Raw genomic sequence first — 24,278 nt, 5'->3', positions numbered from 1 at the left:
TGGGAGCAAAGCCTTGCTTCCACAGAGGCTACTGCTCGCCACACGAACTTTTCCGTGCCCTCACTGCCCATCCCCCCTAAAATACCCGCCATTCCCGATCCGCCCGCCCCGAGGCCGCTTTTTCCATGTCTGTCACCGCTACCCCCGCCCGTCCTGCGCCGGATCACCACGCCCAGTTCATCGAGCTGCTGCAAAGCAGCCTTGAGCAGAACGCCTTCATCAAACTGGTGCTGGCCAAGTACGTCGGTGACGAAGCGGACCTGCAACGGCTGATCATCAAGCAGTTGACGGTCAAGGATCAGCCATGCCTGTCCTTCGTTTACCGCTACAAAACCCGCGACATCACCAAGAATTTCCCGCTGGCCGAAGGCGTGGCGACCATCGCCGCGTTGTTGCCGGTGTCGTTCAAGAACGCGCACCTGCTGGCTGTCACCGACGAAGCGCAGCTGGAATACAGCAAAAAGGGCAAAAGCTCGCTATTCAAGAGCAAGCCCCAGCAACTGCGAGAAGTGCCATCGGCCGAGCACAATCGCGAGAAAAACCGCTTCCTCGACCTGAACCGCCCGTTCCTGGCGGATTTGGGCGTGACCAACCATAAGCACGAGCTGATCCCGGCGATGTCGCGCAAGTGGAAGCAGATCAACAAGTTCATCGAAGTCTTCAGCCATGCGCTGACATCTTCGCCGCTGGCCCTGGATCAACCGGTGCGGGTGTCGGACTTTGGCTCGGGCAAGGGTTATCTGACGTTCGCCATCCATGACTACCTGCGCAACACCTTGCAGGCTGAAGGGATTGTGACCGGCGTCGAACTGCGAGAGGACATGGTCAAGCTGTGCAACGAAGCTGCCGCGCGGCTGGAGCACCCGGGCCTGAGCTTCCAGCACGGCGATGTGCGCAGCGTGGCGCCGGCCGCGGTGGATGTGATGATTGCCTTGCATGCCTGTGATATCGCCACCGATTACGCGATCCACATGGGCATTCGCTCGGGCGCTTCGATCATCATGTGCTCGCCGTGCTGCCACAAGCAGATCCGCTTGCAAATCCAGAGTCCGGCGTTGCTCAAGCCGATGCTGCAATATGGCCTGCACCTGGGCCAGCAGGCAGAAATGGTCACTGACAGTCTGCGGGCGCTGTTTCTGGAGGCATGCGGCTACGAAACCAAGGTGTTCGAGTTCATTTCCCTGGACCACACCAACAAGAACAAGATGATCCTGGCGGTCAAACGCGCCGAACCGGTGGACCCGGCAGAGCTGCTGGCGAAGATCCAGGAACTCAAGGCGTTCTACCACATCACCGAGCACTGCCTCGAAACCCTGCTGCGGGCTGACGGTTACCTCGCCTGAGTGACTGACACATTACCCTGTGGGAGCGAGCCTGCTCGCGATTGAACGATGACGCGGCGCACCTGAAAAACCGCGTCGCCTGAATCGCGAGCAGGCTCGCTCCCACACGTTGCATTCAGCATCCAGCGATGTGCAGCCCGTCAGGTAATCGCCGCTTATCCCTCATCTACCGACGTACCGGTCTACCTTTAATGCGTTCACCCCCTACGCATTTTTCAAGGAGTCCACCCCATGGCCGCAAAGAAAATCCTCATGCTGGTCGGCGATTACGTCGAAGACTATGAAGTCATGGTGCCATTCCAGGCCTTGCAGATGATCGGCCACACCGTTCATGCCGTGTGCCCGGACAAAAGCGCCGGGCAGACCGTGCGCACGGCGATCCACGACTTCGAGGGCGACCAGACCTACAGCGAAAAACCGGGGCATCTGTTCGCACTGAATCATGATTTCGTCGGTGTCGAGGCCGCTGATTACGATGCGTTGCTGGTGCCGGGCGGACGTGCGCCGGAATATCTGCGCCTGAATGAGAAAGTCCTGCAACTGGTGCGTGAATTTGACCAGGCGGGCAAGCCGATTGCAGCGGTATGCCACGGTGCGCAATTGCTGGCAGCGGCGGGTATCCTGGAAGGGCGCGAATGCAGCGCCTATCCCGCCTGTGCCCCGGAGGTGCGTCTGGCGGGAGGGACCTTTATCGAGTGCGCGGTCACCGAAGGCCACGTTCAAGGCAATCTGGCGACCGCGCCCGCCTGGCCGGCACATCCGAACTGGCTGGCGGGGTTCCTGACGTTGCTGGGCACGGCCATCACCTTGTAAGGCACTGGCAGAACAAGCGCAGCGGGTCTTTACTCTTGGGGATGCCTCAACCGCCCAGGAGAAAGAACATGTCCGGATGGTACGAAGTCAGCAAAAGCAGCAACGGCCAGTTTAAGTTTGTGCTCAAGGCGGCGAACGCCGAAACGATTTTGACCAGCGAGCTGTACACGACCCGCAGCGGTGCCGACGGTGGCATCGCTTCGGTGCAGAAGAACAGCCCACTGGCTGAACGTTATGAACTCAAGAGCACCAAGGACGGCCATCCTTACTTCAACCTCAAGGCTGGCAATCACGAAGTGATCGGCAGCAGCGAAAGCTATTCCTCTGACGCCGCCCGGGACAAGGGCATTGCCAGCGTCATGGCCAACGGACCGACGACGGTGATCAAGGACAAGACGCTGGCGGCGCTTTGACAGGACGCCAAAAGCCGAGGGCCAATGTGGGAGCAAGCTTTGCTCCCACCGATAAATCCCTTCCCCACAAGCTACGGGGCCATGCCTGCCCTGGCTCTAAACCTCCACCGGCACCGACAGTTTCGGGTTGCCCAGCGGATGCGTCTTGGCATCGAAGAACCGCAGTTCAACCGCCAACCCCTGGAACACCTTGGCGTAATGGCGCTTCTGGTGCTGAATGAACGCCTGACTGCGGGGGTAGATCGAGATTGCCACGGTTTTCGGCGCGGCCTGGCGCAGGGCATGGACGATGTGACTGTCCTGTTCGCCCAAGGCATGGCCGAACAGGCACAGGTTGTCGCCGTGGTGCAGCAACTGGTCGTAGCAGAACGATAGGTAATCAGAGCTGCGAATGGTCTTGAGCTTGTCCTGGCTCGGGCCTTCATTGACGAACAGCGGCACGTCGTCAAGGGTCTTGATCGTATTGTTGATGGCGAAACTGCCCAACAGCGTGCCTTCGGTGGCGGTCAGCTTGCGTGCCGTGCCGTCCTGGTTGCGTACCAGGTGCAGGCCACCGTGCAGGTACAGCAGACGTGGTTTGTCCGTGTCTGCCTGGCTCAGATCAAAGCTGTGATCGTTGCCCAGGAACAGGTCGGTGACAGTCTCGGGCGCATGCTGGATCGCCCAGTAGTTGAGCAGATCGTAGTTGGTGGTGAACACCGTGCGATAGCGGCCCAGCTCCTGATTAAGCGTCGCCAGGGTCGAGGGTTCGACCAGTCGCCACGGGATATGCACCGCGTGCACGGTGTTGATCAGTGCTTCCTTTATTGCGTAGTAGCGATTGCGCGGTGCAGCGGAACTGACGGCCAGGGCCTTGTTGACCCGGCTGGTGGTTTTCAGCGCACCGAGTACCTGTTCGAAACTGCGTGTCTGCATCGCGTCGAACACACTCATTTCCGACGGGCTCAAGGGTTTTTCTTCGACTGTGCGAGCGTTTTCGAACAGCGAGTCGTAGCCGAAATCGTCCCAAACGGCGCGGCTGGCGCCGTTACCCAGCAGCAAGCCGCTGAAAGCGGTGCTGGCGCGCAAGGCATCCCAGTCTTCGAGCTGGGCGTCGTATTGCTGGAAGTCGGTCATTGCGAAAGTTATCTCAAAACGTGGTTAAGGCAGGGCGCGACTTTATCACGACCCAGTCTTGAGCCAGATCAAGATGCGCTGTGACCAGTCGGTCATTCTGGTAGCCCTGCCAATCCCGGCCTCTTCCAGGAGCATCTCCCATGAGCAGCACCTTTTTCATTCCCGCCGTGAACGTCATGGGGCTGGGTTGCCTCGACGAGGCCATGACCGCCATCCGTAACTACGGCTTTCGCAAGGCCCTGATCGTCACTGACACAGGGTTGGCCAAGGCCGGCGTCGCCAGCAAGGTGGCCGACCTGCTGGCGCAGCAGGACATCGATTCGGTGATTTTCGACGGTGCCAAGCCCAATCCCAGCATCGCCAATGTCGAGCGCGGGCTGGGGTTGCTGAAGGAGAGCCAATGCGATTTCGTGGTGTCGCTGGGTGGTGGCTCGCCCCACGATTGCGCCAAGGGCATCGCCTTGTGTGCCACCAACGGCGGGGAAATTCGTGACTACGAGGGCGTTGATCGCTCGAGTAAACCGCAGTTGCCGCTGATCGCCATCAACACCACGGCAGGTACTGCCAGCGAGATGACCCGTTTTTGCATCATCACCGACGAGACCCGCCACGTGAAAATGGCGATTGTCGACCGCAACGTGACGCCGCTCATGTCGGTCAACGATCCGGCGTTGATGGTGGCGATGCCCAAGGGGCTGACGGCCGCCACCGGCATGGATGCGTTGACCCATGCGATCGAAGCTTACGTATCCACTGCCGCCAATCCGATCACCGATGCCTGCGCGCTGAAAGCGGTCACGTTGATCAGCAACAATCTGCGTCAGGCCGTGCGCGACGGCAACGATCTGACGGCGCGGGAGAACATGGCCTACGCGCAGTTTCTCGCGGGGATGGCGTTCAATAATGCTTCGCTGGGTTTTGTGCATGCGATGGCCCATCAACTGGGCGGTTTTTATGACTTGCCCCACGGCGTGTGTAATGCCGTGCTGTTGCCCCATGTGCAGAGTTTCAACGCCTCGGTATGTGCCGCTCGGCTGACCGACGTGGCCCATGCCATGGGCGCCGATACACGCGGACTCAGCCCGGAGGAGGGCGCGCGGGTGGCCATTGAGGCGATCCGCAGCCTGGCCCGGGATGTGGATATTCCGGCCGGCCTGCGTGAGTTGGGCGTACGTCTCAACGACGTGCCGGTACTGGCCACCAACGCATTGAAAGATGCTTGTGGCCTGACCAATCCACGGGCAGGGGATCAACGGCAGATCGAGGAGATTTTCCGCAGCGCCTTTTAGGCGACCCGTGGCGGCATGAACCGCACGCACAGCATCGCTGCCACCGCCAGCAGTGTGCACAATGCCGCCAGCGGCCAGGCCTGTTGACTCAACAACAGGCTGGCCATGGCGCCGATCGCCGATGCCATCAGTTGATGCAGGAAACCGCTCAACGCCATGGCATAAGCACCGGCCACCGGTGAACCCTCATTGGCCAGGGACAGGCTGATGGGGTAATTCAACGATTGGCCGAACACCGCGAAGCAGTACGGCAACCAGAACAGCAGCGCAACACTGCTCAGCGCGACGCTCCCCAGCAGCATGGTTGCGCTGCCACCCAGCACCAGCGCAATGCCCCAGCTCATCAGCCGTCGCTGACCGGTGCGCAGCACAAAGGCGTTTACCGCCAGCGCGCCGAACAGGTACGCCGCACTGATCGGCCAGCCCAGCAGGCCGTACTCAATCGCTGACCAATGAAAGCTTTCCTGCAGGATCAGTGGCGCGGCGGTGTTGAACGCGACGATCACGCCGTAACCCAGGCCACCGGCCAATGCCGGCAGTAAAAAACCTCGGTATCTGAGAATTCTGCCGTAGACGCGCCACGCTGATTGCCCGTGGCTGCTTTCTGTCAGCACTGGGAAACCGACCCGGGACACTGCCAACGCCATGACCAGGCTGACCGCACCCAAGCCGTAGAAGATCGCTTCCCAGCCCAAGGCAACCTGGATCAAGGAGCCCAGATACTGGCCAATGCCAAGGGCAATCACGAAGGCTATCGAGATCCATGACAGGGCCTTGGCCAGCAGATCGCCGCTGAAACTGTCACGGATCAATACCCTGGCCATCACCGAGATACCGCTGGCGCCGATGCCCTGAATCAACCTGAGCGTCAGGAACGCCTCGACTGTCGTACCCAGCGGTAACGCCAGGTTACTCAGGCCGTACAACCCCAATGCCGCCAGCAACACCGGTTTGCGTCCCAGACGCTGGCTCACGCTGCCCCACAGCAACATTGGCAGCGCCATGCCGATCAGGTAAACCGACAAGCCCCAGGAAACCCGGGACGCATCGGCCCCCAGATCCCGGGCAATGTCGGGCAGGGCCGGCAAGTAGATGCTCATGCCCAGTTGTGCCAGGAAGACAGTGGTGCAGGTGATGATCAGGGTCGTACGGTTCTTCATCAAGGCGCTCGTTCAAGGACGGATGTCACGCCCGTGTGCCAGCAGCAGATCGGTGATCCGTTCGCAGAACGAGCGAATCACGTTCGTCTCCATGTCGGCGCGCAGGGTGATGCGGATTGCGGCCTTGTTTTGCGGCACTACGGGGAAAAAGACCGCTGAAGTGAAATACCCCAGGTCGGCCAATTCGACCGCCAGGCTGTTGGCCAGGGTTGCTTCACCGCATGTCACCAGGCGGATCGCCATGGCATTGCCGAGCTGCTCGGTGCGGATGAGGCTGTCGAAGAGGCGGATATTAGCCTGCAAACGCTCCTGCAAGGCGCTGAATTCTCGACTGCGGTGCAGGCGGATCGAGGCAATGCCGGCGCCAATGGCCGCCGCGTTCAGGCTCTGGGACCAATTGCTCGGCCCGCCGTAGCGCTGCACCAATGTTTTTTGCCGTTCACTGCCAAACATCGCCAGGCCGCCACTGGCCCCGAATGATTTGGCCAGCGAGGCGACAATCAGCGTGCGCTCGTCCACGGCGTGCAAGCGTGACCGGACCAGGCCCGCTCCGCATTGCCCTACGGCGGACAGCGCGTGGGAGTCATCCAGATAGAGAAACAGGCCATAGCGCTGTTTGAGGTACAAAAGGCTGTCCATATCCGTCACCCCGCCCATGCTGTAGGCCCCATCGGCCACATACGCCACGTTGCGCTGTCGTTTGCACACGTCCTCGAGAAAGTCCATGTCGTTGTGGGGCCCGGTGATGACTTGGGTTTCATCGGCGCAGGCAGCCTTGACGTGGTTCATCGAGTAATGGGCATGTTTGTCAAACACCATGACTGGCGGCCGATTGTCGGTGAGCACGCCGCTGGCCAGCAACGGCAGGATCCCGGCGCTCGCTGCGCTGCATGACAGGGCGCTGAGACAACTGGCGCCAAACAACTCCGACAATTGGGTTTCGTATCGGTCCAGGATCGCCAGTTTGCAGCGGTTTTTCGAGTTGGCGACGCGCAAGGTCCCGGTTTCCCACAGGGCCGTCATGGCCCCGTCCAGCAACGCCGGATGGTGATCCAGGCCCAGATAGGACGTGGTACAGAAGTGGTGAAAGGTTCGGCCGTACTGGTCGACCAGGACATTGGGTGTCTTGACCTCGACATTCAGCCCTGAGATTTTTCCGACTTCGGCGCTCTGCCAGTCCTGGTCCGCCAGGGAAATGACCTTACGGTAGTTGGTGTAGCGATGGGTTGGCTGTGCAGTCTGGTTCATGGTGCGCTTACATTCCTTGGTTGAGTGGTGCTGTCCGTGGGTGGTTTCGATATCTGTGTGTTTCCAGACTTTACAGATCGTTATGCAGGGCTTTGAATCGGCCGTTTCCGGCGTGTTTGAGTGTTACCGGAGACTTCTGTGTAGGATCTTGCCTAAGGGGCTGGGCGGGGAATCCATTTACGCTGTCGGAGCTGGGCAAAGCGATGCTTTCACCCTTGAGCCTGCTGCACTTGACCCATCCGTTTCTTTTCCAAAGGTTGCTTGTCGATGCTCTCAGGCTTCAATCATCTGACACTTGCCGTCACCGAGCTGAACCCAAGTTTGGTTTTTTATAGCGAGCTATTGCAGCTTCGCCTTGAGGCCAGGTGGGACAAAGGGGCCTATTTGTCGCTGCCCGGACTATGGCTGTGCCTGTCTGTTGACCCGTTGCGCAAAAAGGAGGCTGCGGCGGACTACACCCATTACGCATTCAGTATCCGTGCCGAGGACTTCCCGGTGCTGGTGGCGCGGCTCAATGCGGCCCAGGTGGTGACGTGGCGCGACAACCGCAGCGAAGGGGACTCGTTTTACTTTCTCGACCCGGACGGGCACAAACTCGAAATCCATGTGGGAGATCTGACGTCCCGCCTGCAGGCCTGTCGACAGGCGCCTTACGCCTCCATGGAGTTTTTTACGGCTCCCTGATTCTTCGCCTCGCCTGTGCAGCCGTGCCGAGCTGCTGCATGGGTCGATATTGCCATTGCTGATAACAATCAGTTTTTTGGGCGGCCCGTTGGCCTACGCTATCCTCATGGGTATTGTTGGCGCGAATCGGTTGTTGGCCAGCAAGGCGCAGGGCTGACGTGCCGGCTGCGCAGGCAAGGCTTTTTTCAACGATGCATTATCGGAAGACCACCAGCCCCATGGACACTCGCAATCGTGCGCCGCTGGCCAGTTACATGGATCTTTTGCTGGACGCCGTGTGTGCCGTCGACGGCCAGGGGCGTTTCGTATTTGTCAGCGCCGCTTGTGAACGCATTTTCGGTTACACCCCGCAGGAGCTGATCGGCCAGCCGATGATCGACCTGGTGCATCCTGCCGACCGCCAGCGGACTCTTGATGCGGCGCGGGAGATCATGGACGGCGAACCCAAGCTCAATTTCGAGAACCGCTACCTGCACAAGGACGGTCGGGTGGTGCATATCTTGTGGTCGGCGCGCTGGTCGCCGGCGGACCAGTTGCGGATCGCCGTGGCCCGGGATATCACCGAACGCAAGCAGGCCGAGTCTCGGCAGGCGGCGTTGTATGCGATTTCCGAGGCCGCCCATGCGGCTGCGGACCTGCTGGCGTTGTTCAAGCGCATCCACCTGATCATTGGCGAGTGGCTGCCGGCGCTGAATTTTTCGGTGGCGCTGTATGACGAGCAGTGCGAGCAGTTGAACTTTGCCTATCACGTCGATGACCTGGAACGACAGCCCGATGGACCGGGCTCGGTCACCAAGCGCCTGTGCGCCGAAGTGATTCGCAGCGGCCAGCCAATCCTGCTGACGCCCGGTTGCAGTCAGTTGCCATCGGGGTTTTGCGACCTTGTGGCGCAACCGAACGCTCCCTGCTGGCTGGGTGTACCGCTGATCTCGCAAAACGGCACGATCGGTGCGTTGATCGTCAAGAGCACGCAAGACAACCAGCGCTACACCGAGCAGGACAAGGAGTTGCTGCAATACGTCTGTGCGCAGCTCACCATCGCCATCGAGCGCCAGCAATTGCACGCCCGGTTGCAGCGCATGGCTCAGTACGATCAGTTGACCCAGGTGCCAAACCGCGAATTGCTGCGCGAACGCTTCAAGGCCGCACTGGCCACCGCCCGGACGGCGTCTGGGCGCATGGCGCTGCTGTATATCGACCTGGATCGCTTCAAGCAGATCAACGATACCTACGGCCACGCGGTGGGCGACATGTTGTTGCAGGCAGTGGCCAGCCGGCTCCAGGGCTGTGTGCGCGACACCGATACGGTGGCGCGTATTGGCGGCGATGAGTTCGTTGTCCTGCTCCATAGTGTCCAGGCCTTGGAAGATGCCCACCATGTGCAGGAAAAGATCCGTCATGCACTGACCCAGCCGCTGCGCCTGGACGGGCATTGCCTGAGTATCGAGCCGAGCATCGGGGTGGCCTGTTTCCCCGAGCATGGCCTGGAAGATGTCGCACTGTTCCGCCACGCCGATGAGGCGATGTACGCCGCTAAACGCCAGAATCACAAGGCGTTCGATATTTGACTACGGGCCACCGTTCGTCGTGGCACGCAACGAATTTTCAAACCTTTCAGTTCGCGACCCTTTCGAATATCAGGTGGGGCCCGCTCGCCGGAAACATTGCCCTGGATCGAACGAAGGCGTCTGGATCGGGTCGCACATTTGGGAGAACCACCCACTTCATCGTCGTCGAGAGGCACCCGTTGAAGCCGGTATCGGCCGTATTCGGAACAGACGTTCGTCCAAATCGTTACAGGTGGTTCTGATTCAGTGGCGAGAAATCTGCCGCAACTTTTTAGAGGAGGGCGTGACCATGAGCCGGATGGCCACCTTTTTACGCAGCACCAGTCTCGTCGTGCTGATGGGCCTGGGGATTAACAGTGCCTGGGCACAATCGCCTGCCGAGTTTATCGATGATGCTTCGGCCAAAGGCATGGCCGACATCGAGGCCAGCCGCATGGCCCACGGCAAGGCCGAGTCCAGGGAAGTCAAGGATTACACCATCATGGTGATCAACGACCGCACCACCGCCAACCAGCATCTGGCCAAGATTGCGAAGAAACTCGACCTGCCTGTAGCGCCACGGGAAGAAGTGGCAGACAAGGCCAAGACGCTGATGCCGCAAGTGCCGGAAGGCGAGTCGTTCGAGGCTGCCTATGCCGCCAGCCAGGTCAAGGCTACCGAGGAAGCCATTGCGCAGATCCAGGAACAGGCCAAGACCACGGAAGTGCCGGAAATCAAGGCGTTCGCCGACGAAACCCTGCCTAAGTTGCAGACCCACCTCGAAATGGCCCGGGCGCTCCAGGCCAGTCGCTGATTCGCCGCACGTTTAACATTCAGGGCCAGGGCGCTTGCGTCCCGGCTCATCTTGCCCGCCGAAAAGGAGAAGCTCGATGTCCACACGCCGAGAACCCAACCAATACGCGATGCAGAACCCTTTGACCCAATATCCCCGTCCCCCTTTCCCCGACCAGCCGCAGTCGCCACCGGGTATCGATCAGGACATGGTGCCCAAGCCCGATCACGGTGAAAAAAGTTACCAGGGTTTCGGGCGCCTCGAAGGGCGTAAGGCCTTGGTGACCGGTGGCGACTCGGGCATCGGTCGCGCCGCCGCCATTGCCTACGCCCGGGAAGGCGCTGATGTTGCGATCAACTATCTGCCCAGCGAAGAGCGTGACGCACGGCAAGTCATTGAGCTGATCGAGGCCGAGGGTCGCAAGGCGATTGCAATCCCGGGCGATCTGAAGGATGAGCAATTCTGCGTCCAACTGGTGAAAAGCGCCCATGAGCAACTGGGTGGCCTGGATATCCTGGTGAATGTTGCGGGTAAACAGGAAGCACAGAAAGACATTGCCGATATCACCACCGCGCAATTCGATGACACCATGAAAACCAACATCTATGCGATGTTCTGGATCTGCAAGGCCGCGGTGCCTTTGATGCCAGCGGGGGCGACGGTTATCAATACCGCGTCGATCCAATCCTATGATCCGTCTGCCACCCTGCTGGACTACGCCACCACCAAAGCGGCCATTGTCGCATTCACTAAGGCGCTGGCGGGGCAGGTGATCAGCAAGGGCATACGGGTCAATGCCGTGGCACCGGGGCCGATCTGGACCGTGCTGCAACCCAGCGGTGGACAACCCCAGGAGAAAATCCCCACCTTTGGTTCACAAGTACCAATGAAGCGCCCGGGCCAGCCGGCCGAGTGTGCGCCGCTCTATGTGCTGCTGGCGTCACAGGAGTCGAGCTACATCACCGGGGAAGTGTTTGGCGTGACGGGCGGTAATCCGCTGCCCTGACTTCACGCTTGGCCGCGCGAGTGGCGAAGGCTGCTCGCGCGCCAGTCTCAGCACTGATTCAGATCGATCTTGTTTTTTGGCTCCAGGCCTTGCTCGGCGCCGAGGTTCTTGGCCTCCTTCTCGCCCATGGCTTGGTAGTGTCTTCTCATCGCTTCCAACTGCTTGAGGTCCAGCGACTCCAGCCCGAGCATTGCATCGTGCGCATTTTTGTTCGCCCTGATCAATTCGTCGACCTTCAGATGCAAGATGTCGGTATCGCGGTTCTGTGTGTTCTGAATCAGGAACACCATCAGGAATGTGATGATCGTGGTCGAGGTGTTGATGATCAGTTGCCAGGTATCGTTGAACTGGAAAAACGGCCCGCTGACTGCCCAGAGCACCAACAACACCAGCGCCCCCAAAAACGTCTTGGGACTGCCTGCCCACAGGGCCAGTTTTTGTGCGATTTTTGCGAAGTTCATTGCTGCGTTTCCTTCTAGGACTTACCTGTCTGGTGTGACAGCAATGAAGCGATGAAAATTCTACTTACATTTGCCGCGCAGCCTGAAGTTCAGCGAGCTGCAAGGTCATCGCAACCATTCACCGTATTCAGAGGTCACTGCTTAAAGCCCTCAATCGGAGTACACCATGAATCTCACGCGCACCTTTTTCCTCACCTGTTGCCTGTTCGCCCTGCAGGGCTGCTTCGACAACTCGGACAACGAGACCAAGGACAACACCGATGGCACCAAGTCGTCGGTGCAGATGCAGGAGTCCGGTTCGGAGAAAAAATAACCGGCTTATTGCAAAAAAAATGTGGGAGCGAGCCTGCTCGCGATGGGCAGATCAGTAGGGTTTGACTGATAGGGCGCCATCGCGAGCAGGCTCGCTCCCACAAGGGTTAGGGCAGGGGATTTAGGGCAGGTTGGTTTTCAACGTCCTTGCTGCAACACCTTCAGCGCCGCCGAGGCCAGAAACCCGGAACGGCTTTTTTCTTCAGGATGGTGCAGCACGTACTCGTCAATACGGTTCAGCAGATAACCAGGCAAGGTGATGTTGAGCTTCTGCGCCTTGCCCAGATATTTGGTCACATCAATATCCACCAGCGCCCAGGTGCAACCTGCGTATTTCGCATTGGCCGCATGCAAGGTGACTGTATTGGCCGATGGAATCGGCGAGCCGTCCTCAGCCAGAATCTCGAAGTGCCCTTCAATCGCCTCGCGGGCCATCGCCATGGCATCGTCCAAGTCATCGCCTGCTGAAAAACAACCCGGAATATCCGGTACTTCAACACCCCAGGCGTGCTTCTCATCGCCCATGGAAATTGCAATCGGGTAAAGCATGTCAATCGTTCTCCGGGAGGGCAGGGCAACTGGCAAATCGGCTATTCACATCACCTCTGTGTGGTGTGCTTGGTGGTTACTATACCTACTTGATTTTTATGATCAACACTATAACCACCAAAAGTCGGTCGGATTTTCGACTCCGATTGCTTCGCTCTTCTCCAATCAGCCTGTCCAAAAGCACTACGACTGCTGCACAAAGCCCAGTCGCACCGCAAACCCAATCAAAAGACTCCCAAATAGCCACTGCTGCAGGCGCTGGGCCGAAGGAGAACGCTGGAGCCAGCGACCGAGCGCCACGCCCACCAGCGCATAGGCGCTATCAAACAATAAGCCGACGCTGACCAACACCACGCCGAGGGTTGCAAATTGCCCAAGCACTGGCCCGCCCTGTGGGTCGATGAACTGTGGCAAAAGCACCGAGCAAAACAGCAGCGCCTTGGGATTGAGCAGGTTGGTCAACAACCCGCGCCGTATCGCCTGGCGCCAATGCCGCTTTCCAGCCTTAACGCCGGCACTTTCAAAACTCGGCAACAACGAAGTCCGCAGGCATTGAAAACCAATCCATAACAAATAAGCGGCACCGGCCAGGCGCACCACGTCAAAGGTCCAGGGCGCGGTCTTGAACAACGCCGAAAGCCCCAACGCTGCCAGCGCGACATGACACCCCCGAGCGATCCCCAGGCCTACCGCAGTCGCCAGCGCCGCGCCCTTACCCTGACGAGCGCCCGTTTGCAGAAGCAGGATCATGTCCGGCCCAGGCAACAGATACACCACCACTAACGCCATCAAAAACAACCAGAGCTCTGCCACACCATCCCCCTGCATATCGACGATTTCGGTAATGCCAGTCTATGGCTGAGGGGCAGGGCAGGTGGTTGCGAAGTCAGCTTCTAAAGCTTATGAAATTGGCATAACCTGCTAAGTAATCGTGAAGTTCAATCGGAAACTACCAATCCATGAAACTGGACGCCTTCGATCGCAAAATCCTCGCCGCGCTGCAACGCGACGGCCGCTTGAGCAACGTGCAACTGGCGGAGGAAATCGGCCTGTCCGCGTCGCCATGCCTGCGCCGCGTGCGGATGCTGGAAGAAGCCGGCGTCATTCGCGGTTACCAAGCCATCCTCGACCGTGATGAAGTAGGACTTGGGTTGACGATCTTTGTCGGCGTCAAGGTTGAACGGCACAACGACGAACAGGCCGAAGCGTTTCGCCAAGCGGTCACGGCGTTGCCGGAGGTGATTTCAGCATTTCTGGTCTCAGGCGAATCGGACTTTCTGTTGCAAGTGGTGGTGCCGGACTTGCGGGCCTACGACCGTTTTCTCACTGGGCGGCTACTGAAGTTGCCGGGGGTGAGTGACATCCGGAGTAATTTTGCGATTCATACGGTGAAGACTCCCGGGGCCCTGCCGTTGGGGCATTTGCCGGGGGCTGAATAGTTACGGCGGCTAATCTGCGCCTCGATAAGGATATCCAAGGAATGCATATGTACCGGCTTTACTATTCTCCCGGCGCCTGTTCGTTGGCGGCCCATATAATCTTGGAAGAGTTGGGGCTGCCCTTCGAATTGGAATTACGTTCTGCACTCAAAGGCAGCGGGACCCAGACGCCCGAATATTTATCGATCAACCCGAAGGGGCGAGTGCCTGCTTGCAATCAAGTTCGGGGGATATCGGCGGCGTCGGTGATGTCCTGACCGAGCTGCCCGCCATTCTGTTTTTTCTCGCAGCCCGGCATCCGGAAGGCCACCTCCTTCCTTGCGAGCCTGGCGCGCAGGCACGTTGTATCGAATGGTTGAATTGGCTGTCGGGCACCGTGCATACATTGGCATACGGACAGATCTGGAGGCCCCAGCGAGTCCTCGACGATCCCTCGTGCTTTCCCAATGTGATTGCAATGGGCATAAAGAATGTCGAGCGGGACTATGCCTTTATCGAACATCAGTTGAGGGCATTGCCCGATCCTAAAAGCTTCACGATCGTGCTTCCCGTGCTTCTGGTGTTCTGGCTTTGGGGAAAATGGATCGGCCTGGATATGAGCAAGAACTATCCGATGTGGGCACATACCATGAGCCTTGTAATTGAGCGGCCGGCTGTTCGACGTGCGTTGGCCACTGAAGGCATTGATCTGGGCTTGTTTACTTGATTTCCCGTCCATAGTCGCCAAGGAAAGGAGTGTGAAAATGCTACAAATTCGTCCAGCCAAACAAGGTGACGCGCAGGTTGCTTTTGATATCCGCGTTCAAGCAATACGGCACCAGTGCATTGCTGCTTACACGAACGATCAAGTGATGGCTTGGACTTCTGTGCCATTTACGGACGGGTACAGGGCGTGGGTGGAAAAGGACTATCACCTGGCGTCGGTGGATGGGGTTCCCGTTGGAACAGGTCTGATAGATTTCCAAAGCGGTGAACTGGGCGCAGTCTTTGTGCTGCCGCAGTTCATGGGGCAGGGCATCGGTAAACGTATGGTCAGTTATCTCGAGCATCTGGCCCGAGAGGGGGGACTTGCTGAGATCCATCTTGAAGCGACTCTAAACGCTGCTGCTTTCTATCGCCGTTGTGGCTTCACCGCAGGTGCCCAAAGTGTTTACAACTCTCCCTCTGGGCTGCAATTGGCTTGCATACCCATGCGTAAACAACTAATCGATCCAGGTGCTTATGATCTTGCGGGTGTCAACTCGATTGAAGCGGACACTCAGGCTGGCGGTTAGCAAATGTGCTGCACGATTGGCAATGAGTGATGGACGTCCGACAGATTTTGCTGGCTTCTCAGAAAGCGACGCTGAGGCGGTGGCTCAAACCCTGGAAGGATGATCAATGCTTCAGAACGAGATAATTTAGAGCTCGATCGAAATGGTTCACAGACTCAGCACGGCCTGCGGCCTCGGAGGAAAATGAGACATGCCTACGCATCGTAGTTATCAAGCAAGCATCGAGCAATTGCATCAAGAGGTAGAGGCGTTAGCTGAAGAGATGAGACGCCCTGCCCCGACCACAATGCGAGTTACGTTGTTGCCGTTCAGCATCGGTGCAGTGTTCGCTCTGACCTTGTTTGCCGTCGTCGCTTTTGTCGCAAAGCATGTTTGATTCTCTATCGCTCAGACACCCCCGAGGGAGCGGGATAAGCGGGAAACCGTGAAAGGGCGAGCCGATATTGATATTCACAAAAAGCCCCGGTGCGAAAGCATCGGGGCTTTTTGCTGCCTATCGGATGGGGTTTGCTGTGCCCCCTACGCAACTCTCGGAGTTTGCCTACAAACCTCCCCAGAACTATTCGATATTTTACTTTGACTCGCTGGCCGGAACGGAGACCTCAGTGACCGTCTATTTTCCACCGCTGACCATCGGTGGTCAGGTTTACGATTTTGCTCATCTTGAGCCGTTTACATTCACAGTACAGAGTGATTTGGCGGGACGTGATTTGGGTGTGCACGTCACCTTCTCGAGCCACTGTTTCAGTCAGGGGTATGACGAGGCCACGCATCCGGTCGAACAGCAGATTGTTCTCGACCAGGCCGGGCGGCAGCGTACGTTCTGTTCAACCCGTTATCGTCTGTCGCTGATGTTACCGGCCGTGATCCAAGCGCTAAACCATCCCCAGGCCAAGGTGCGCGAGACGGCGGCGCTGCGCAATTGGGCGTACTCAATGACGATCGTAGACCCGAACGGACCTTATCACGTGTTTTTTGAGATACGTCGGGCTGCCAAGAATAAGCCTCAGGACCTGAACCTTGTCGTTGAAAGCGCTTATCATCAAACCGACAAACCGCCTCGATTACTGGGCAGGATGGGCTTTATATTGCTGTGCGGTAAGATCCACATGCGGCAGCCGACATCGACCAAGCGTTAGAGACAGAAACGAAAAAAGACGCCGCAGGCGTCTTTTTTCGTATTCGGTAAAGCAGATCCAGACACCACTTACGAACCGCCTTGCGCGGTTACGACTTTCGTCGCTGGGAAGCGCTCAATCTCATCTGGTCAGTCGCTTCGATGGGGGTGAATCTAGAGAGAATTGCCACGTGCGTCAACCCATTTTCTGCTTGTTAGCGGAGGGCTGACGCGAGTGGGGCATTGCATCTCAGCTTCACCATCTGGACTGGTGAGCCTTGACTCTGATTATCATCCATCACTGTACCTTTTGGCTTAGTGACTCACGGCCTTTAAGGGCCGAGCGGATAGCCTTCGGTCTGGCGCTATGGTACTGAAGGTTCTGATTGAGCACGGTGATGGTTTTTCGACTGACCGGAACCTTGTAAACAATAGGATCCAGCACCCTGCGCATGTTGGCGATGTGCGGCCGGCCCATTTCGCGTCATGCCGCTTGCGCAGGCGGCTTCTTGCAGGCATCCGCGTATTCCCGCTGAATGCCCCTGAGCGCCCGTTACACCGGTTTTGAATTCAGACCCACACTCCAGACACAGTGTTCTATGCTGCTATCAAGCCCCGCGTAGTGATAGTGACCGTAAACGACCGTTCACTGCGGCTCTGTATCCGGCCTTTACCCTTGCCAACGGACGGCGCCTGATATGAACCTGCTGACAAGTTATACCGACACCAACGACCAGTTGAATCAACGCATCTTGAACAACCTGGAAGCGGGGCGGCCTGGCGGTCTGAAAGTAGATCTCTATCTGGGCGACCAACCTACGCTGGATCTGACCACGAATAACCTGACGCTTTTATCGAGCCAGCAATACCCTTACACAGCCCTCGGAACGATAGGCATACGAAAGTTGCTGGATCCACCCGAGAGTAGCCTGATCAGCCAGATTGTGAACCGTCACACCGTCCTTCCGAGCAATTCCAGCGCCGACCAACTCGTTCTACTCGACATGCAGGGCCAACTTGAAATCTCACAGGCACTGAGGCGGGATGCGCGTCATACCCAAGGTAGCGCCCATAGTCATCCGCTGTTCGACTCAACTAATCAGCATGTGCAGTGGATTCGGACGCATCGTGCGCAGATGTTGCTGGCATTCGAGGATATACGGCAGCAAGGGATCGTGCGTCGGCAGGCAAAAGAAGCGTGGGATCACTACGACGCCGTTTCCAGGCTCGACGCCACGACCAGGGAAGCGGTGAACGCCTGGCTTCGGGGGGAGGATCACAGCCTCGGCTGGGACCGGTTCAAAAGAAACGATGTCAAATCTGGAAATCGCTTGAGCACCCACTACACGAACCTTCGTGGAGATCTGAATACCCCGCAGTCTATAACGTCGGCCCGCGGGGAATATGCAGCAAGCAAACTCCTGATCACCGCGTATGGCACGGACTACCAGATGAAAATGGGGAAGTCCGCAAACGGGATGCGCCCCAATGGAATAGACCAGATTTGGGTCAAACGCGACATGCGCACAGGCAACGTAATTGAGTACCTGATTGTTGAAGCGAAAGGAAGCGTCAACGCGACACTGGGTCATCCCAGCACCGGCCAGCAAATGTCACCCAAATGGTTGTTCTGGTGCCTTATCAATATGGCAAGCAAAAACGCATCGTACATAGGGCCTGAAACGAAGACGGATTTACCTGTAAAAATCCTCAACGCATTAATCAACCCAGGGGGGATTCCCGTTCGAGGCATTGTCTTTCACTCGCTCCACGGATCGGCGAATGAAAGCAAGGTCGTGCAGATGAACGATATCGGACTCTACCAATTCGCGTCTGCATTCGAGAACGCATCGAAGGGGGGCGGACTATTCACCAACGCGCCTACACAACAGTACATCGCGTTTAAGTGACGAGGGGCGGCTCACTTTCGGCTGCCCCTCACCCATTCAACGACATCGGCCTATGGCCCCCGATGGCAGGCGCAAATATTGCGCCTGTTTGGATCTAAACCTGCGAGCGAGCAGAGGCCTGGTCGCGGGTTTTCCAAAGCGATAGCAGCACACCGCCCAGCAACAAAGCCAGGGTCACGCTCAGGGAAATCACCGGCGCAATCTTGCCGATGATGCCGACCAGGAAGATCTTGCCGCCGATAAACACCAGCACAAGCGCCAGGGCGTACTTGAGATAGGCGAAGCGGTGAATCATTGCCGCCAGAGCGAAATACAACGCACGCAGGCCAAGGATGGCGAAGATGTTAGAGGTGTAGACGATGAAGGGATCCTGGGTGATGGCAAAGATCGCCGGCACGCTGTCCACAGCGAACACCAAGTCGGCACATTCAATCAGCACCAGGGCCAGGAACAACGGCGTCGCCCAGAGCACGGACTTCCCACTGGCATCCGCCTGACGGACGAAGAAGCGCCCTTCATGCAAGCGATCGGTCACCCGCATGTGCTTGCGCAGGAACTTCACCAGCAGGTTTTCGCTAAGGTCCGGATGGTCATCGATCTTGCTGAACAGCATCTTGGCCCCGGTCAACAGCAGGAAGATGCCGAACACATAGAGAATCCAACTGAACTCGGCGATCAGCGCCGCACCTAGGCCAATCATGATCGCGCGCAGCACTATCACACCGAGAATGCCCCAGAACAGCACCTCGTGCTGATACTTACGCGGGATTGAGAGAAAGCTGAAGATCATCGCCATAAGAAATACGTTGTCCATCGACAACGATTTCTCGATCAGAAAGCCTGTGTAGAAATCCATCCCGGCATCACCGCCCTTGACCTGCCAGACCCAGAGCCCAAACAGCAAGCTGGCCGTGATATAGCCAGCAGACAGCAGCAGGCTTTCACGAACGCCGATTTCTCGATGCTCGCGGTGTAGCACCCCGAGGTCGAAGACCAACAGGCTGATAACGATGCTGATAAAAACGAGCCACAACCAAGTGGCGGTGCCGAGAAACTCGGCAAAAAAGAACGGTTCCAGGGCAGTCATAAGCCCCTCCTCTCAGTGTCGAAGTTGTACAAACTGCAACTCCGACATGGCAGCGATTCGCTGTCAGAGGGGCCCGGCGTTGTGGGAAAAAATTTAGAAAAGCGCGCGGGATTTCTCAATCAGGCAAGAGTTGCAAGGTATTTCAGTGTGGGAGGGCGTTGCTGAAGTCGGAATGTCGATTGAGGGAAATTGAAGAAACCCTGCGTCCATCATCGCAACCTGCAACCGTCAGCCCAGGAACAAAGGTAAATTGGTCGTGCAGAAACCCCGCTACGACTGAGAGATATCTGGGCCATCCGAGTAAGGCTTCAAATTGCAGAAAAAACTCCGGATCTGGCTCTCTTCGATCTGGCCATCGACAGCAAGCTTCGAGCTTGCGATTTAACCAAGCTCGGCGTGCGCGACGTTGCCCATGGCGAGTACGTATCATCACGAGCCATGGTGATGCAGCAGAAAACGCAGCGGCCAGTGCAGTTCGAGATCACTGAGCAAACACGGTCCGCTCTCACGGCCTGGATACATCAGGCCCATCTACGCAGCGAAGACTGCCTTTTTCCTAGCCGGCTACATACCTCAAACCATCTATCCACTCGTCAATACGCTCGTATCGGCAAAAAAAAATGGGTGAAAGCCGTTGGCCTTGAACCAGCCATGTATGGCACTCACACGATGAGACGTACGAAGGCATCGCTCATCTATCGCAGGACGAAGAACTTGCGGGCGGTTCAGCTGCTGCTCGGCCATACGAAGCTGGAGAGCACCGTTCGATAACTGGGGGTTAAGGTCGATGACGCCCTGGAGATGGCGGAACAAACTGAGATATGACCATGCATGGCGACGGTCGAAGTCAGGTTGTCGCTAACCGGCCGATTCTGTTGAAAAAGTCGGCTTCGGTTCCCACGGTAGAAAAGTACGCGCCTGAGATTGAAATCTGTGTTTTGCGTAGAAGGTTCAGGACTCGGATTTCACGTAGCAGCGTGCAAAAAAGGTGTTTTCACCCATTAATATTCGAGCATTTTGGGCAAACCGACTTTTTCAACAGAATCGACCCAAAGCGGACATCATTTATCTATGTAGGCGGACTCACCTGGCTTCTACAAGGTGTTCCTGCACAACATATCATCCCCAAGTTTCTTTGAGCACCGAGCGAAAAAGTTCGGAAAGCAATGGTTCAACTTCTTTACGTTCGCTACGGGTCGGCTTAATGGATTCGAGTCTATTGAGCTCACGCTCAATGAATTGCTGGATGGGCGTGATCTGAGGCGATAACCCCATTTCTGGAGACTCACGCTTGACGGCAAGCAAGTCATCAATGGTCCGCTGGAATTCGGGCTCCCTTTCGATGACACCGCGCAGCTTGTCAAACTCTATAGGAGCAGGCGTTTCAAACTGCTCTAGCCACCGTATCGATAACAAAGGACGCAGTACATAAAAGTATTTTTTCAAAGGGACATAAGGTGCCTGCAAGTACCCCCTGTAGTTGGTTTTAGCCATGCTGCGATAATGGTAGATGCCGCTTTCTACCGAATACACCTGCGGCAGTAACTCCTTGGCGCGCCTGTGAAAGGAACCGATATGCTCGTAGATGATGGGCGATTGTATCCACTCAACAAAGCCTGGATTGGACTTCCAAAATAGCCTAAGTGCCTTTCGTAGATCCCAGCCATTGATGTCCATGTCGTCAATGATGGGGTATTCGATGACGTCGCGCTGCTCCTCAAGACCGACAGAGAGATACCACTCAGGTTTATTCACATAGATGAAGCGTGCGTCATAGTCGCTGTTGGGAGAGGCGAACCCCCAAGCACGACTTCCTGATTCAACAGCTAAAAGTATTTTCACATCGTGCTCGTCTTCTGCACGGCGTAGCCGGCCTCTAACTTCTTCCAGAACGTCCATAGAAACCACGAGGGAACTCCAACTAGTGTCATTTAGACTGCACGCTACTTTTCCAGGGGCAAACTGTCCAGTGATCGCTTCTGGCCGGTTAGCGACGGTCTGACTTCGACCGTCGCTATACATGATCAAACCTCGGTCTGTTCCGCCATCTCTTGGGCGTCATCGACCTCAACCCCCAGTTATCGAACGGTGCTCTCCAGCTTCGTATGGCCGAGCAGCAGTTGAACCGCCCGCAGGTTCTTGGGCCTGCGATAGATCAGTGATGCCTTCGTACGTTTCATTGTGTGAGTGCCATACATGGCTGGATCAAGGCCAACGGCTTTCACCCAGCCTTTCACGATACGAGAGTATTGACGAGTGGATAGGTGGTCTGAGGTATACAGCCGGCTAGGACAAAGGCAGTCCTCGCTGCGTAGCTGGGCCTGATGTATCCAGGCCGCGACAGCAGGCCGTGTTTGCTCAGTGATCTCGAACTGCACTGGCCGCTGCGTTTTCTGCTGCATCACCATGGCTCGTGATGATATGTGGTCGCCATGGGCGACGTCGCGCACGCAGAGCTTGGTTAAGTCGCAGGCTCGAAGCTTGCTGTCGATGGCCAGATCGAAGAGAGCCAGATCCCGAGTTCTTTCTGCAATTTGAAGCCTTGCTCGGGTGGCCCAGATATCTCTCAGTCGGAGTGGGGTTTTTTGCCCGACCAATTTTCCTTTGTTCCAGGGCTGACGGCTGCGGGTAGCGATGATGTTCATGACATGTCGTCCATGTGTGGAAGGACAAGGATGGCTAACCAGAGCGGTCGCTAACCGGCCAGAAGCGGTCATATAGAATGCTGTAACCCATCATCAATTAAATGCAGCCGACGCCATGCCCCAGCCCACAAGCCATCTGTTTGCTTATGTAAGGACAGTCAGTGATTTCCGGCCTGACGTTACCGCTATCGTGCTTTTCGGCCTGGAGGTAAAAGACGATGACCCGGTGTATCTGCTAATACGTTTTGAGGACTACGGAAAACTCCAGATTGAAGGCGACCACTTGATACTTGGATTGGATGAGGCACTGGAAAGCGCTGAGTTCGAGTACGGTATTTTGCCAAATGATTGGCGAGTGATGAGCGAGGCGGAAATTCAGCGAATCGATTCGAACATCCGTTCTAGCGATTTACCCGCTTAGGGTCGGAAGCGGATTCTCACGAAGGGCTCCTCTTGGCCGATTACGGCCTTTCGCGCCGGACAGCCATCGTCGGACAAGCTATATAGCAGAGGGAAATCGGCAAACCGTCCGCCCGTCATACTACCGCTCACCAGCCTATCGACGCTTTGAGGTGCCTGCTGCGCGCAACCTGCGGCGGGTGGCGCGTTGCTGGCGGGTCTGGTGGTGGGTGTTGTGACGCTGATCAGCCACTGGCTTTGTCGGCCAGTTCGAGCCAGCGATTGATTTCGCGCTCACACACGGGGACAAGTGAAATTGGCGAGCTGCTTGCGCATAATTGGCAGCCAGGCTCCGCTTAGAATGTCTGTTCGCACATTGAGTATTGTGGGTCGCGATCTGACCGCTACTGGATTTCTGCCTCAAGTTGAGGGAATCCAGTGCCGTCAGCTCATCAAGTCAAAAGGGAATTTTACTCATGTCAGAACCACGCATTCGTGCCCTCGCGCTCTGTGTCTTTCATCATCAGGGAAAAATACTGGTTAATCAATTCTATGACTCCGTTGAACAGCGAACCCTTTTTCGCCCTATTGGCGGCGGCATTGAGTTCGGCGAACGAGGTATCGATGCCATCGTCCGTGAAGTGCAAGAAGAACTGGCTCTTTCGATCAGTGATGTTCGATTGATTGGCACTTTGGAAAGCATTTTCACCTACGCAGGCAAGCCAGGACACGAAATAGTCCAGGTCTACGATGCAAGGTTTGATGATGTAGACGTCTATGAGCGATCTTGGTTAGACGGTCATGAAAGCAATGGGGCTTCGTTCAAAGCCACGTGGTGCCTGGGTTCCAGCTTCACCGCTACGTCTGAACTAGTCCCTGAAGGACTTTTCGAATTGCTCAAACAGGCTTCGTTGTTGGACTGAATAACTGTTGGGGGGCGTAAGTGCCCCCACAACAATCCCTGGCGACTAGCCAGGCTTGTGGTTATCCAGTACTCGATTGACCGCTAGCTCACCCAACATGATGACCCGCTGCAGCACCAGCATCGTTTGGCGTCGTGGGCCGTCCGTCAAGTCGGTGAGGTCGCTGACCATCACGCTGGCGGATGCCAAGGATTCGCACGCCTCAACGAGCAACGTTTCGTCATCCACCGCTGCGTCGATGGTGAAGATCGTGCTGGGCTTGCGGGGCCGTATCTGCGTTTTCGGCGCCCCCGGGTTCAGGTAGTGCTTGAGTGCGCGGTCTGCCGCCTCTTTCAACTTTTCAGGGTCGAGAGAGTCGCCGTAGAGTACCGAGTCGATATCCGGGGGGTTGGGGGTAACCTTGAACATATGTCTAATTCCAGAGTTGGGGCCGCAACCGTTCTCGACTAAAAGAGGGTGGCGGCTGTACGCAGGTTAGTCGACCGGTGGAATTAGCAAACCCGGCGCGCCCAAGGGCGCCCTGCGCACAACCACCATCAAGTACAGGAATAGAATGACCTGACTGAATGGTACTCATGCACTTTACTAAAACCGACCGAGCGACTAAACCCGACCACTGATGGGCAGTGGCAGGTAAACGATAGGGGCCGGGGGGAAAGCGCACAAGCCGGCGGATTCTGACGCACGCGTAAGTGAGGACGCAAGGTCTCGTAGCCTCTAGGGCGTAACGTGGAATGTATTTAAACGTGT

At 57.0% G+C, this 24,278-nt stretch carries 28 protein-coding genes and 2 pseudogenes; 20 read left to right on the top strand and 10 right to left on the bottom strand.

The features are described from left to right. The first annotated feature begins 125 nt into the window (after window positions 1-125). The 3 genes from HQ912_RS21660 (at window position 126) to HQ912_RS21650 (ending at window position 2,569) form a co-directional block, all read left to right on the top strand. Window positions 126-1,343 carry a class I SAM-dependent methyltransferase gene (locus HQ912_RS21660; protein WP_160891792.1) on the top strand — a complete coding sequence of 406 codons (1,218 nt, stop codon included), beginning with the start codon at window positions 126-128 and terminating at the stop codon, window positions 1,341-1,343. Window positions 1,344-1,574: 231 nt separating this feature from the next. Beyond that, window positions 1,575-2,156: a DJ-1/PfpI family protein gene (locus HQ912_RS21655; protein ID WP_047228012.1), complete on the top strand. Its 582-nt coding sequence runs from the start codon at window positions 1,575-1,577 to the stop codon at window positions 2,154-2,156. A gap of 68 nt (window positions 2,157-2,224) precedes the next feature. After that, window positions 2,225-2,569 (top strand): YegP family protein, encoded by a 345-nt coding sequence (locus HQ912_RS21650; RefSeq protein ID WP_047228011.1) that lies wholly within the window; start codon window positions 2,225-2,227, stop codon window positions 2,567-2,569. Between the two features lie 96 nt (window positions 2,570-2,665). On the opposite strand, the gene HQ912_RS21645 is transcribed toward HQ912_RS21650, so the two are convergent. Further along, entirely contained in the window at window positions 2,666-3,685 is a 1,020-nt protein-coding gene (locus tag HQ912_RS21645) for a DUF4917 family protein (protein ID WP_047228010.1), read from the bottom strand. 140 nt (window positions 3,686-3,825) lie between these two features. Here HQ912_RS21645 and yiaY point away from each other — a divergent pair, with 140 nt between their 5' ends. Continuing rightward, window positions 3,826-4,974, top strand: coding sequence for an L-threonine dehydrogenase (yiaY, locus tag HQ912_RS21640; RefSeq protein ID WP_047228009.1), 1,149 nt, complete (start codon window positions 3,826-3,828; stop codon window positions 4,972-4,974). On the opposite strand, the gene HQ912_RS21635 is transcribed toward yiaY, so the two are convergent. Next, on the bottom strand, window positions 4,971-6,134 hold the full coding sequence (locus tag HQ912_RS21635; protein WP_173407283.1) for an MFS transporter: 1,164 nt from the start codon (window positions 6,132-6,134) through the stop codon (window positions 4,971-4,973). The two genes, yiaY and HQ912_RS21635, sit on opposite strands and share 4 nt — an antisense overlap. 12 nt (window positions 6,135-6,146) lie before the next feature. Continuing rightward, window positions 6,147-7,382: an aminotransferase class I/II-fold pyridoxal phosphate-dependent enzyme gene (locus HQ912_RS21630; RefSeq protein WP_047228007.1), complete on the bottom strand. Its 1,236-nt coding sequence runs from the start codon at window positions 7,380-7,382 to the stop codon at window positions 6,147-6,149. A gap of 267 nt (window positions 7,383-7,649) precedes the next feature. Between HQ912_RS21630 and HQ912_RS21625 the strand changes: the two genes are divergently transcribed. The 5 genes and pseudogenes from HQ912_RS21625 to HQ912_RS21605 all read left to right on the top strand — a co-directional run bounded on the left by HQ912_RS21625 (window position 7,650) and on the right by HQ912_RS21605 (window position 11,412). Beyond that, entirely contained in the window at window positions 7,650-8,066 is a 417-nt protein-coding gene (locus tag HQ912_RS21625) for a VOC family protein (RefSeq protein WP_173407282.1), read from the top strand. A 13-nt stretch (window positions 8,067-8,079) separates the two neighbouring features. Next, window positions 8,080-8,199: pseudogene (locus tag HQ912_RS21620) on the top strand (LysE family translocator); the annotation flags it as partial. Between the two features lie 85 nt (window positions 8,200-8,284). Continuing rightward, window positions 8,285-9,634: a diguanylate cyclase domain-containing protein gene (locus tag HQ912_RS21615; RefSeq protein WP_047228038.1), complete on the top strand. Its 1,350-nt coding sequence runs from the start codon at window positions 8,285-8,287 to the stop codon at window positions 9,632-9,634. Window positions 9,635-9,923: 289 nt separating this feature from the next. Further along, on the top strand, window positions 9,924-10,427 hold the full coding sequence (locus tag HQ912_RS21610) for a DUF4142 domain-containing protein (protein ID WP_173407281.1): 504 nt from the start codon (window positions 9,924-9,926) through the stop codon (window positions 10,425-10,427). 76 nt (window positions 10,428-10,503) lie between these two features. Beyond that, window positions 10,504-11,412 carry an SDR family oxidoreductase gene (locus HQ912_RS21605; protein ID WP_173407280.1) on the top strand — a complete coding sequence of 303 codons (909 nt, stop codon included), beginning with the start codon at window positions 10,504-10,506 and terminating at the stop codon, window positions 11,410-11,412. Between the two features lie 47 nt (window positions 11,413-11,459). Here HQ912_RS21605 and HQ912_RS21600 read toward each other — a convergent pair whose 3' ends face one another. Further along, window positions 11,460-11,873, bottom strand: a complete 414-nt coding sequence (locus HQ912_RS21600; protein ID WP_047228003.1) for a low affinity iron permease family protein — start codon at window positions 11,871-11,873, stop codon at window positions 11,460-11,462. Between the two features lie 166 nt (window positions 11,874-12,039). Here HQ912_RS21600 and HQ912_RS21595 point away from each other — a divergent pair, with 166 nt between their 5' ends. Further along, the gene (locus HQ912_RS21595) at window positions 12,040-12,186 is read left to right on the top strand and encodes a hypothetical protein (RefSeq protein WP_171061408.1); all 147 of its coding nucleotides are present in this window, start codon (window positions 12,040-12,042) and stop codon (window positions 12,184-12,186) included. A gap of 137 nt (window positions 12,187-12,323) precedes the next feature. Here the strand turns inward: HQ912_RS21595 and HQ912_RS21590 are convergent, their stop codons facing one another. Both HQ912_RS21590 and HQ912_RS21585 read right to left on the bottom strand, forming a co-directional pair. After that, a complete protein-coding gene (locus HQ912_RS21590; RefSeq protein WP_047228002.1) occupies window positions 12,324-12,734 on the bottom strand; it encodes a type II toxin-antitoxin system HicB family antitoxin in 411 nt (136 codons plus the stop codon). Between the two features lie 183 nt (window positions 12,735-12,917). Next, window positions 12,918-13,547 (bottom strand): LysE family translocator, encoded by a 630-nt coding sequence (locus HQ912_RS21585; protein ID WP_173407279.1) that lies wholly within the window; start codon window positions 13,545-13,547, stop codon window positions 12,918-12,920. Between the two features lie 146 nt (window positions 13,548-13,693). Here HQ912_RS21585 and HQ912_RS21580 point away from each other — a divergent pair, with 146 nt between their 5' ends. From HQ912_RS21580 to HQ912_RS21555, 7 genes are all read left to right on the top strand, one after another. Continuing rightward, window positions 13,694-14,173 carry an Lrp/AsnC family transcriptional regulator gene (locus HQ912_RS21580; protein WP_173407278.1) on the top strand — a complete coding sequence of 160 codons (480 nt, stop codon included), beginning with the start codon at window positions 13,694-13,696 and terminating at the stop codon, window positions 14,171-14,173. Window positions 14,174-14,214: 41 nt separating this feature from the next. Then, on the top strand, window positions 14,215-14,430 hold the full coding sequence (locus HQ912_RS27930; RefSeq protein ID WP_313959886.1) for a hypothetical protein: 216 nt from the start codon (window positions 14,215-14,217) through the stop codon (window positions 14,428-14,430). After that, complete coding sequence (locus HQ912_RS21575) at window positions 14,385-14,879, top strand: glutathione S-transferase (RefSeq protein ID WP_260990049.1); 495 nt, start codon at window positions 14,385-14,387, stop codon at window positions 14,877-14,879. The genes HQ912_RS27930 and HQ912_RS21575 overlap by 46 nt, the downstream gene beginning before the upstream one ends. A gap of 37 nt (window positions 14,880-14,916) precedes the next feature. Then, window positions 14,917-15,447, top strand: coding sequence for a GNAT family N-acetyltransferase (locus HQ912_RS21570; RefSeq protein ID WP_173407277.1), 531 nt, complete (start codon window positions 14,917-14,919; stop codon window positions 15,445-15,447). A 190-nt stretch (window positions 15,448-15,637) separates the two neighbouring features. Further along, window positions 15,638-15,823, top strand: a complete 186-nt coding sequence (locus HQ912_RS21565; protein ID WP_173407276.1) for a hypothetical protein — start codon at window positions 15,638-15,640, stop codon at window positions 15,821-15,823. A 229-nt stretch (window positions 15,824-16,052) separates the two neighbouring features. Next, window positions 16,053-16,586, top strand: coding sequence for a hypothetical protein (locus HQ912_RS21560; RefSeq protein WP_173407275.1), 534 nt, complete (start codon window positions 16,053-16,055; stop codon window positions 16,584-16,586). 676 nt (window positions 16,587-17,262) lie between these two features. Further along, window positions 17,263-18,474 carry a hypothetical protein gene (locus HQ912_RS21555; protein ID WP_173407274.1) on the top strand — a complete coding sequence of 404 codons (1,212 nt, stop codon included), beginning with the start codon at window positions 17,263-17,265 and terminating at the stop codon, window positions 18,472-18,474. A 94-nt stretch (window positions 18,475-18,568) separates the two neighbouring features. Here HQ912_RS21555 and HQ912_RS21550 read toward each other — a convergent pair whose 3' ends face one another. Next, window positions 18,569-19,561 carry a TerC family protein gene (locus HQ912_RS21550; RefSeq protein ID WP_139050932.1) on the bottom strand — a complete coding sequence of 331 codons (993 nt, stop codon included), beginning with the start codon at window positions 19,559-19,561 and terminating at the stop codon, window positions 18,569-18,571. Window positions 19,562-19,769: 208 nt separating this feature from the next. On the opposite strand from HQ912_RS21550, the pseudogene HQ912_RS21545 reads away from it, so the two are divergent. Next, window positions 19,770-20,332, top strand: a pseudogene (locus HQ912_RS21545) (tyrosine-type recombinase/integrase). A gap of 348 nt (window positions 20,333-20,680) precedes the next feature. Here the strand turns inward: HQ912_RS21545 and HQ912_RS21540 are convergent. Together HQ912_RS21540 and HQ912_RS21535 are read right to left on the bottom strand one after the other, a co-directional pair. Then, window positions 20,681-21,460: a DNA polymerase beta superfamily protein gene (locus HQ912_RS21540; protein WP_173407273.1), complete on the bottom strand. Its 780-nt coding sequence runs from the start codon at window positions 21,458-21,460 to the stop codon at window positions 20,681-20,683. Between the two features lie 179 nt (window positions 21,461-21,639). Beyond that, window positions 21,640-22,206 (bottom strand): tyrosine-type recombinase/integrase, encoded by a 567-nt coding sequence (locus tag HQ912_RS21535; protein ID WP_173407272.1) that lies wholly within the window; start codon window positions 22,204-22,206, stop codon window positions 21,640-21,642. Between the two features lie 115 nt (window positions 22,207-22,321). Between HQ912_RS21535 and HQ912_RS21530 the strand changes: the two genes are divergently transcribed. Both HQ912_RS21530 and HQ912_RS21525 read left to right on the top strand, forming a co-directional pair. Beyond that, window positions 22,322-22,627, top strand: a complete 306-nt coding sequence (locus HQ912_RS21530) for a hypothetical protein (protein WP_053129460.1) — start codon at window positions 22,322-22,324, stop codon at window positions 22,625-22,627. A 454-nt stretch (window positions 22,628-23,081) separates the two neighbouring features. Then, window positions 23,082-23,528, top strand: a complete 447-nt coding sequence (locus HQ912_RS21525) for an NUDIX hydrolase (RefSeq protein WP_173407271.1) — start codon at window positions 23,082-23,084, stop codon at window positions 23,526-23,528. Between the two features lie 45 nt (window positions 23,529-23,573). Here HQ912_RS21525 and HQ912_RS21520 read toward each other — a convergent pair whose 3' ends face one another. After that, window positions 23,574-23,936 carry a DUF6124 family protein gene (locus tag HQ912_RS21520; protein ID WP_173407270.1) on the bottom strand — a complete coding sequence of 121 codons (363 nt, stop codon included), beginning with the start codon at window positions 23,934-23,936 and terminating at the stop codon, window positions 23,574-23,576. Between the last annotated feature and the right edge of the window lie 342 nt (window positions 23,937-24,278).

The sequence above is a fragment of the Pseudomonas sp. MPDS genome (genome assembly GCF_013283895.1).
Classification (GTDB): domain Bacteria; phylum Pseudomonadota; class Gammaproteobacteria; order Pseudomonadales; family Pseudomonadaceae; genus Aquipseudomonas; species Aquipseudomonas rhizophila.
The sequence above is the reverse complement of the archived record's forward strand: the minus strand, read 5'-3'. Positions and strand labels throughout refer to the sequence as shown.

What these genes read in the sequence shown, in the direction of transcription:
- HQ912_RS21600 (WP_047228003.1), bottom strand. Translation starts at nt 11,873, where the DNA reads ATGAACTTCGCAAAAATCGCACAAAAACTGGCCCTGTGGGCAGGCAGT.
- HQ912_RS21555 (WP_173407274.1), top strand. Translation starts at nt 17,263, where the DNA reads ATGAACCTGCTGACAAGTTATACCGACACCAACGACCAGTTGAATCAA.
- HQ912_RS27930 (WP_313959886.1), top strand. Translation starts at nt 14,215, where the DNA reads ATGCATATGTACCGGCTTTACTATTCTCCCGGCGCCTGTTCGTTGGCG.
- HQ912_RS21625 (WP_173407282.1), top strand. Translation starts at nt 7,650, where the DNA reads ATGCTCTCAGGCTTCAATCATCTGACACTTGCCGTCACCGAGCTGAAC.
- HQ912_RS21605 (WP_173407280.1), top strand. Translation starts at nt 10,504, where the DNA reads ATGTCCACACGCCGAGAACCCAACCAATACGCGATGCAGAACCCTTTG.
- HQ912_RS21655 (WP_047228012.1), top strand. Translation starts at nt 1,575, where the DNA reads ATGGCCGCAAAGAAAATCCTCATGCTGGTCGGCGATTACGTCGAAGAC.
- HQ912_RS21615 (WP_047228038.1), top strand. Translation starts at nt 8,285, where the DNA reads ATGGACACTCGCAATCGTGCGCCGCTGGCCAGTTACATGGATCTTTTG.
- yiaY (WP_047228009.1), top strand. Translation starts at nt 3,826, where the DNA reads ATGAGCAGCACCTTTTTCATTCCCGCCGTGAACGTCATGGGGCTGGGT.
- HQ912_RS21635 (WP_173407283.1), bottom strand. Translation starts at nt 6,134, where the DNA reads ATGAAGAACCGTACGACCCTGATCATCACCTGCACCACTGTCTTCCTG.
- HQ912_RS21650 (WP_047228011.1), top strand. Translation starts at nt 2,225, where the DNA reads ATGTCCGGATGGTACGAAGTCAGCAAAAGCAGCAACGGCCAGTTTAAG.
- HQ912_RS21535 (WP_173407272.1), bottom strand. Translation starts at nt 22,206, where the DNA reads ATGAACATCATCGCTACCCGCAGCCGTCAGCCCTGGAACAAAGGAAAA.
- HQ912_RS21565 (WP_173407276.1), top strand. Translation starts at nt 15,638, where the DNA reads ATGCCTACGCATCGTAGTTATCAAGCAAGCATCGAGCAATTGCATCAA.
- HQ912_RS21630 (WP_047228007.1), bottom strand. Translation starts at nt 7,382, where the DNA reads ATGAACCAGACTGCACAGCCAACCCATCGCTACACCAACTACCGTAAG.
- HQ912_RS21525 (WP_173407271.1), top strand. Translation starts at nt 23,082, where the DNA reads ATGTCAGAACCACGCATTCGTGCCCTCGCGCTCTGTGTCTTTCATCAT.
- HQ912_RS21595 (WP_171061408.1), top strand. Translation starts at nt 12,040, where the DNA reads ATGAATCTCACGCGCACCTTTTTCCTCACCTGTTGCCTGTTCGCCCTG.
- HQ912_RS21590 (WP_047228002.1), bottom strand. Translation starts at nt 12,734, where the DNA reads ATGCTTTACCCGATTGCAATTTCCATGGGCGATGAGAAGCACGCCTGG.
- HQ912_RS21530 (WP_053129460.1), top strand. Translation starts at nt 22,322, where the DNA reads ATGCCCCAGCCCACAAGCCATCTGTTTGCTTATGTAAGGACAGTCAGT.
- HQ912_RS21645 (WP_047228010.1), bottom strand. Translation starts at nt 3,685, where the DNA reads ATGACCGACTTCCAGCAATACGACGCCCAGCTCGAAGACTGGGATGCC.
- HQ912_RS21550 (WP_139050932.1), bottom strand. Translation starts at nt 19,561, where the DNA reads ATGACTGCCCTGGAACCGTTCTTTTTTGCCGAGTTTCTCGGCACCGCC.
- HQ912_RS21540 (WP_173407273.1), bottom strand. Translation starts at nt 21,460, where the DNA reads ATGGACGTTCTGGAAGAAGTTAGAGGCCGGCTACGCCGTGCAGAAGAC.
- HQ912_RS21660 (WP_160891792.1), top strand. Translation starts at nt 126, where the DNA reads ATGTCTGTCACCGCTACCCCCGCCCGTCCTGCGCCGGATCACCACGCC.
- HQ912_RS21610 (WP_173407281.1), top strand. Translation starts at nt 9,924, where the DNA reads ATGAGCCGGATGGCCACCTTTTTACGCAGCACCAGTCTCGTCGTGCTG.
- HQ912_RS21580 (WP_173407278.1), top strand. Translation starts at nt 13,694, where the DNA reads ATGAAACTGGACGCCTTCGATCGCAAAATCCTCGCCGCGCTGCAACGC.
- HQ912_RS21570 (WP_173407277.1), top strand. Translation starts at nt 14,917, where the DNA reads ATGCTACAAATTCGTCCAGCCAAACAAGGTGACGCGCAGGTTGCTTTT.
- HQ912_RS21520 (WP_173407270.1), bottom strand. Translation starts at nt 23,936, where the DNA reads ATGTTCAAGGTTACCCCCAACCCCCCGGATATCGACTCGGTACTCTAC.